This window comes from Shewanella sp. TC10, assembly GCF_009663145.1.
Lineage (GTDB): Bacteria > Pseudomonadota > Gammaproteobacteria > Enterobacterales > Shewanellaceae > Shewanella.
In genome coordinates, this window is the sequence record NZ_VKHR01000064.1 from 23,961 (window position 1) to 30,271 (window position 6,311).

Annotated in this window: 7 protein-coding genes; 2 read left to right on the forward strand and 5 right to left on the reverse strand. The window is 39.1% G+C overall.

Features of this window, described 5'->3' with window-relative positions; translation table 11 throughout:
• Positions 1–112 precede the first annotated feature (112 nt).
• Complete coding sequence (locus tag FNZ24_RS18100; RefSeq protein WP_153916236.1) at positions 113–877, reverse strand: alpha/beta fold hydrolase; 765 nt, start codon at positions 875–877, stop codon at positions 113–115.
• A 343-nt stretch (positions 878–1,220) separates the two neighbouring features.
• Between FNZ24_RS18100 and seqA the strand changes: the two genes are divergently transcribed.
• Both seqA and pgm read left to right on the forward strand, forming a co-directional pair.
• Positions 1,221–1,832 (forward strand): replication initiation negative regulator SeqA, encoded by a 612-nt coding sequence (gene seqA / locus FNZ24_RS18105; RefSeq protein WP_153916237.1) that lies wholly within the window; start codon positions 1,221–1,223, stop codon positions 1,830–1,832.
• Positions 1,833–1,853: 21 nt separating this feature from the next.
• A complete protein-coding gene (gene pgm, locus FNZ24_RS18110) occupies positions 1,854–3,518 on the forward strand; it encodes a phosphoglucomutase (alpha-D-glucose-1,6-bisphosphate-dependent) (RefSeq protein ID WP_153916238.1) in 1,665 nt (554 codons plus the stop codon).
• 481 nt (positions 3,519–3,999) lie between these two features.
• Here pgm and FNZ24_RS21515 read toward each other — a convergent pair whose 3' ends face one another.
• From FNZ24_RS21515 to hypD, 4 genes are all read right to left on the reverse strand, one after another.
• Positions 4,000–4,164 (reverse strand): hypothetical protein, encoded by a 165-nt coding sequence (locus FNZ24_RS21515; protein ID WP_194945097.1) that lies wholly within the window; start codon positions 4,162–4,164, stop codon positions 4,000–4,002.
• A 51-nt stretch (positions 4,165–4,215) separates the two neighbouring features.
• The gene (gene hypA / locus FNZ24_RS18115; RefSeq protein ID WP_153916239.1) at positions 4,216–4,569 is read right to left on the reverse strand and encodes a hydrogenase maturation nickel metallochaperone HypA; all 354 of its coding nucleotides are present in this window, start codon (positions 4,567–4,569) and stop codon (positions 4,216–4,218) included.
• The gene (gene hypE, locus FNZ24_RS18120) at positions 4,569–5,582 is read right to left on the reverse strand and encodes a hydrogenase expression/formation protein HypE (protein ID WP_153916240.1); all 1,014 of its coding nucleotides are present in this window, start codon (positions 5,580–5,582) and stop codon (positions 4,569–4,571) included. The genes hypA and hypE overlap by 1 nt, the downstream gene beginning before the upstream one ends.
• Positions 5,572–6,311 (reverse strand): hydrogenase formation protein HypD (gene hypD / locus FNZ24_RS18125; RefSeq protein WP_153916241.1); only part of this gene is annotated, 740 nt, incomplete at its 5' end. The genes hypE and hypD, both read right to left, overlap by 11 nt.

Below are 6,311 nucleotides of genomic sequence, written 5' to 3' on the forward strand. Positions count from 1 at the left end.
TAAGGCTAAAAGAGGGCGGGAATATACCACAATGATGATACGTGGGCTATATCTGCCTAGTTCATTTTTGTAAATTTACAGAGTCGTTTACGTAAGCGACATCAATTGAACGTTAACTTTGGTGTTTATCAATAAACTCTCCGACCAAGCGATTAAAAATTTCTGGCTTTTGTGCATGTAACCAATGACCTGTGCCATTTATCGTCTTTGCAGTTACTTGAGGAAATTGTTTCATAATTGCATCAGTGTGCTCTGCTAAAACATATTCTGACTCGCCACCACGAATAAAAAAGCATGGTTTGTTATAAACAGCTTGCGGTATTTCCCAGCCAATTATATGAGGGTAGTTTTCAATCAAACCATCAAGGTTCATTTTCCATTCAAAACCATTGTCGGCTCGTTGTAAGTTCTTTAATAAAAACTGTGCCGTCCCTAGATCAATGTCGGCGTTGATTAAATGCTCGAGTGCAGCACTTCTCGATGTGACTTCAACCATTGGCATGCTAGTTAGGCCGGCGAACACCTTTTGATGGCGTGGACTGTAAGATACTGGAGCAATATCTGCGACAACTAAGCTTGTAACCATCTCTGGGTGCAACAAAGCTAGCGCCATAGCAACTTTTCCGCCCATAGAATGACCGACAAAGTGAGCTTCAGACAGGTTGAGGTCTTTCAATAAACTCACACACTCTTCAGCTAGGAGAGGGTAATCCATAAAATCCCAGTGCTCACTTTTACCGTGATTGGGTAAGTCGACACGAATGACTTGGTAATTTTGTTCTAATGTACTAGCAAGATTTTTAAGATTATCTAAATTACCAAATAGCCCGTGTATCAAGATGACTGGTTGGCCTTCGCCAGAAGAAACATAATGCATGAGGCTTTTATCCGTTATCGCAATCAATGAGGCGGTGATTTTGCCTGTAAATTAGATCAAATTTCAAGTAACGAAATTAATTAAGCCAAGATCATATGTTCATTAAACAATCCACCAGCTCATTGTTTTATTGAAATTGGCTAAATTTGAAAGATTTAGTGACTTTTACCCTTTAACTATTGTGACAGATGGGTAGACTGTTAATAATAATTTGATCGATCAAATTCGATCTTTTGACTGCCACTATATAGAACAATCAATCTTTACATTTTTGGTTGTTGTATAAATCGAACAATAAGTAGTTGGTGGTTTACCTTTTAAAGACCAAAGGACAAAGACTAATATGAAATATATTGAGGTTGACGAAGAACTCTATCGTCATATTGCAAGTAAAACCGAACGTATTGGCGAAAGTGCATCTGATATTTTACGTCGACTATTAGATCTTTCTGTTGATACTGCTGAACCTGCAGAGCCTCTAGCTATTAGTCATCCTAGCCTAGAATCAACACCTGAAATCGTTAATACTGATCCGGTTGAAGAAACTACCGAAGTTGAAGTTAATAACAGTGAGCCTGTAGAAACTGAAGAACTAGAAGCAGAAGTCGTTCCAACTGATATCAACTTCAATGACGTTGTACATGAACATATGTTGTCACAACAAAAAGGGGCCGTAGGGCGCTTTATGTTCTTATTAGAATCATTATCCAAGCTAACGCCTGCCACTTTTGAACAAATACTTAAGATTCAAGGTCGTGGACGTTTGTATTTTGCACGCTCTAAAGCTGAACTGTTGTCAGCAAGCCAATCTGCTAATCCAAAGGAAATTGGAGACAGTGGTTATTGGGTAACAACCAACAATAATACTGCTAAAAAACGCACCATATTATCGGAAGTGTTATTGCAATTAGGTTGTAATGAAGAGCAGGCAAAATCCATTGCACAAAGAATTTAAAATCTAAAAGGGAGACTCGGGGTGGCGATTCACAATAGAGCAGGGAAAGTCGCGTTACAATCGGACTTGATCAACTTACCTAAGTTGATGAGTCATTATTATCGCATAACCCCCAATGTCGAGGATGTACAACAAAAGGTCACTTTTGGCACCTCTGGGCATCGTGGAAGTTCATTAAAAGCCAGTTTCAATCAAAATCATATTTGGGCGATAACTCAAGCTGTGGTCGATTACCGTCAACAGGCCGGAATTAAAGGCCCGATGATTGTTGGTTTTGATACTCATGCATTATCTTATGCTGCATACATGTCAGTACTAGAAGTGCTAACGGCAAATCAAGTCGCGGTAAAAGTTCAGCAAGATGATGGTTTCACACCAACGCCTGTGGTATCTCAAGCCATTATATCAGCAAATGAAGCTGCAAATGTTTCGGCCACTGAAAATGGTGTTGAACTCACTGATGGCTTGATAATTACTCCTTCCCACAATCCTCCGCAAGATGGTGGTATTAAGTATAATCCACCTCATGGCGGGCCTGCTGAAGCTGAGATTACCAAATTAATCGAATCTCAAGCGAACGAGTATTTAGCACAACAGTTATCAGGCGTTAAAAAGGTTAATTATGGTGTAGCACTTGAGTCTGGCTGGATTGATGAAGTCGATTTTATTGCTCCATACGTGAATTCTCTTTCAAGTGTGATTGATATGCAAGCCATTGCTAAAGCTAACATTCGTATTGGCGTAGATCCATTAGGCGGTTCTGGCATTTATTATTGGTCTCATATTGCTAAGCAACATGGCTTAGATATTACTTTAGTCAATGATAAAGTCGATCCTAGCTTTGGATTTATGCCATTAGATAAAGATGGCAAAATTCGCATGGATTGTTCATCACCTTATGCCATGGCTGGTTTACTTGCCCATAGTGAAAGTTTTGATGTGTGTGTCGGTAACGATCCTGACTACGATAGACACGGCATCGTGTGTCCAGGTTTTGGTTTAATGAATCCTAACCATTATTTAGCCGTAGCTATCGATTATCTTCTGACTTACCGCAAAGATTGGTCTGCTGATTTAGCGATAGGCAAAACCTTGGTTTCTAGCGCGATTATTGACAGAATTTGTCAATCACATGAGCGTCAATGTTTAGAAGTGCCAGTGGGTTTTAAATGGTTCGTAGATGGCTTAGCTAACAGCAGTATTGCATTTGGTGGTGAAGAAAGTGCAGGTGCGGCGTTTTTAAATAGAGACGGCAGTACTTGGTGTACTGACAAAGATGGTTTCATCTTGGCATTGTTGGCGGCTGAGATTTTAGCGGTAACAGGTAAAACTCCTGCGCAGCGTTATGTTGAACTCACTGAGCAGTTTGGACAAAGCTTTTACACCCGTATAGATAGCCCGATTAGTTTGAAGAAGAAAGCTAAATTTGAAAAATTATCTTCAGATAGCTTTACTGATAAAACTTTAGCGGGTGAAACCATTACTGCTATTTTGTCACATGCTCCTGGAAACAATGCGGCCATTGGTGGTATTAAAGTCACCACTGAAAACGGCTGGTTTGCTGCTCGTCCATCAGGAACTGAAGCATTATTTAAAATCTACGCTGAAAGTTTTATTAGCGAGAGTCATCTACAAGATATTATTTCTCAGGCTCAAACGATGATTGATAGTGCATTAAAGAGTTGAAATTGAACTAGTAAAATTTCTATATCAAAAAGCCCATGTATAGTTTTACTACATGGGCTTTTTAATGGGTAACTTATCTATATCTCAGTGCAATCAGTAGATAAGTTTGCTTATAAAGGTTGTTGCCCTAACTCATCTAAACTTTGAATCAATATTTGCCTTTATCTGGGGAGACATTTAAAACGTGATAAGCAGAGCAAATATATTCAATGTATGTTTTGAATTTCTCTGCTTAGGCGACCAATATTTTGAGCTTTGTTAATAACACAGTTAATACTTTACTAATCCTTTAATACAAGCTTTATGATACTAGCTTGTTGATACTTACTTTTTGATACTAGCATTTAGCTTCTAATAACTGCTTTAATCATAAGAAGTGACTAATAATAAGAGCTTTAATGATCATAATTAGCTAAGCACAATTATTTTAGTACCATATATTTTGTGTAAATTCGCTACTCTAATTTCTGCGAAACTGAGATCACTTAGTTCTGCGATAAATAACAAATGCTACAATAGCGATAAGCACTACAGCAGGAACTAATTCGCTCATATGATGAAATAGTCCAATGCCACCATGGCCTTCATGTGCAATTGCAAGAGTAGGACTTAAAGCAAGTAATAGAGCAGTGAGTTTAGCTTTCATGTTGTCATCCTTCATTCATTAGTAATTAATAATTTCTATCAGTTTTTTTGCTTAATCGGTAACAGTATTCATTTCAAGTTGCATTAGCATCATATCTTCACCGTCTAATACACGGGTATCATGGCTTTTACAGTTAGGACAAATGACATTTCTTTCAGTTAATTCCGTTTTGTGATTACAATGACGGCATTCAATCACAAGTGGCTGAAGTAGCATGTTTAATTGAGCATCATTACAAACAGAATCTAGCTTGAATGTATCAAATGCGTTTTGAAGTAAATGCGGTTCCACTCCGCTTAATACGCCCACTTTGATATCAACTCTGATTATCTTATTTGCGTTATTATCTTTTGCTAATTGTTCAATTTGCTCCATTAATGACATCACAATCGAATACTCATGCATTAGCAGATCCTTGGCAGTAATTCACCCTGAGGTAAATCTAAGTAACGACTGCTTCCCCAGGGGGTATTTAACACCACCTTGCCGTTATGCTCATCGGTGACATAACCAATGACAGCTGCTTGATCGCAGTGACAATATTGAGTCATTATTTCTAGAGCTTTATCAGCTGCACTTCGCGGCAGGGCGATTATAAAGGTACCTTCATTAGCTAGATCAAATGGCTCAAAGCCATATAGCTCGCATAAGCCTTGTACTTCAGATGAAACTGGAATGTTTTTTTCATCCATATCAATGCCAACCTGAGAAGCTGTAGCCCACTCATTTAATACTGCAGACAGGCCGCCACGGGTTGCATCTCTCATGGCATGGATTTCAATATTGGCGGCAATTAGCTGCTCCACAATTGGCCATAGAGTGGCACAATCACTGGTCAATTCTGACTCTAACGATAAGCTGTCTCTAGCCATTAAAATTGCAGCGCCGTGTCTGCCAATATCTCTTGATACAATAATCACATCATCAGCAACTAAGTTATTAACTGAAATGCCTTGCTTAATGATTTTGCCTACACCTGAAGTATTAATAAAAATACCATCTGCGCAGCCTTTAGGAACGACTTTGGTGTCACCACAAACGATATGAGCACCACTGTATTGCATTTCTTCTGCCATGCTATTCACAATGGTTTGTAAGTCTTGAATTGCAAAACCTTCTTCGATGATAAAACTGCAACTTAAGTATTCAGGAATTGCGCCCATCATGGCTAAATCGTTAACAGTTCCTGCAATGGCTAATTTGCCAATATTACCACCAGCAAAGAACAAGGGATCCACCGTAAAGGAGTCAGTGGTAAAAGCCGTTGCGCCTGAGAGCTGCAATTGAGCTGCATCTTCTTGAGATTCTAAAATTGGATTTGAAAACGCCTTGAAAAATAAGTTATTAATTAAAGCATTCATCTCTTTACCACCGCCGCCGTGGCTTAACTGTACTTGGTCGTATTTATTAACTGGCATGAGTCACTCCTGCATATCGGTAATAAGCATTACACGCACCTTCTGAACTCACCATACAACTCCCTAGTGGATTATCAGGGGTGCAGCCGCGGCCGAAAACCTTACAATCTGGTGGATTTGAAAGTCCACGAAGTATATCGCCACATTGACATGCTTTATGGTCGTCAATTTCTTCTGAGGGTAATTGAGTCTTAAAAATGATTTCTGCATCGCGATGTTTAAACTCATCTTTAAGCCGCAGAGCCGAATCTGGTATTGGACCTAAACCTCGCCATCTAAAACTTTCTTTAACGGTTAAATACTTGTTTATCAGGGCTTGAGCTGTGAGATTGCCATCTTCTGAAACTGCACGGTTATATTGAATATCAAGCTCAGCTTTATCATCGTGCTTTTGCTGCACGATGCGTAAAATAGATTCCATAACATCGACGGGTTCAAAACCTGATACCACAATAGGGGTGTTGTATTGCTCAACGGCAGGGCGATATATTTTAGCGCCAGTGATAACGCTGACATGTGCAGGGCCAATAAAAGCGTTCACTTTACTTTGTGTATCCGCCATGACAGCATCAATTGCTGGTGGGACTAACACATGGTTGATATGAAACAACAAATTATCAATTTGTTGTTTTTCAGCCTGATCAATTAACACGGCAGTCATTGGTGTTGATGTTTCAAAACCAATAGCAAAAAATATTACTTTTTTATCAGATCGGAAAGAGCACCACG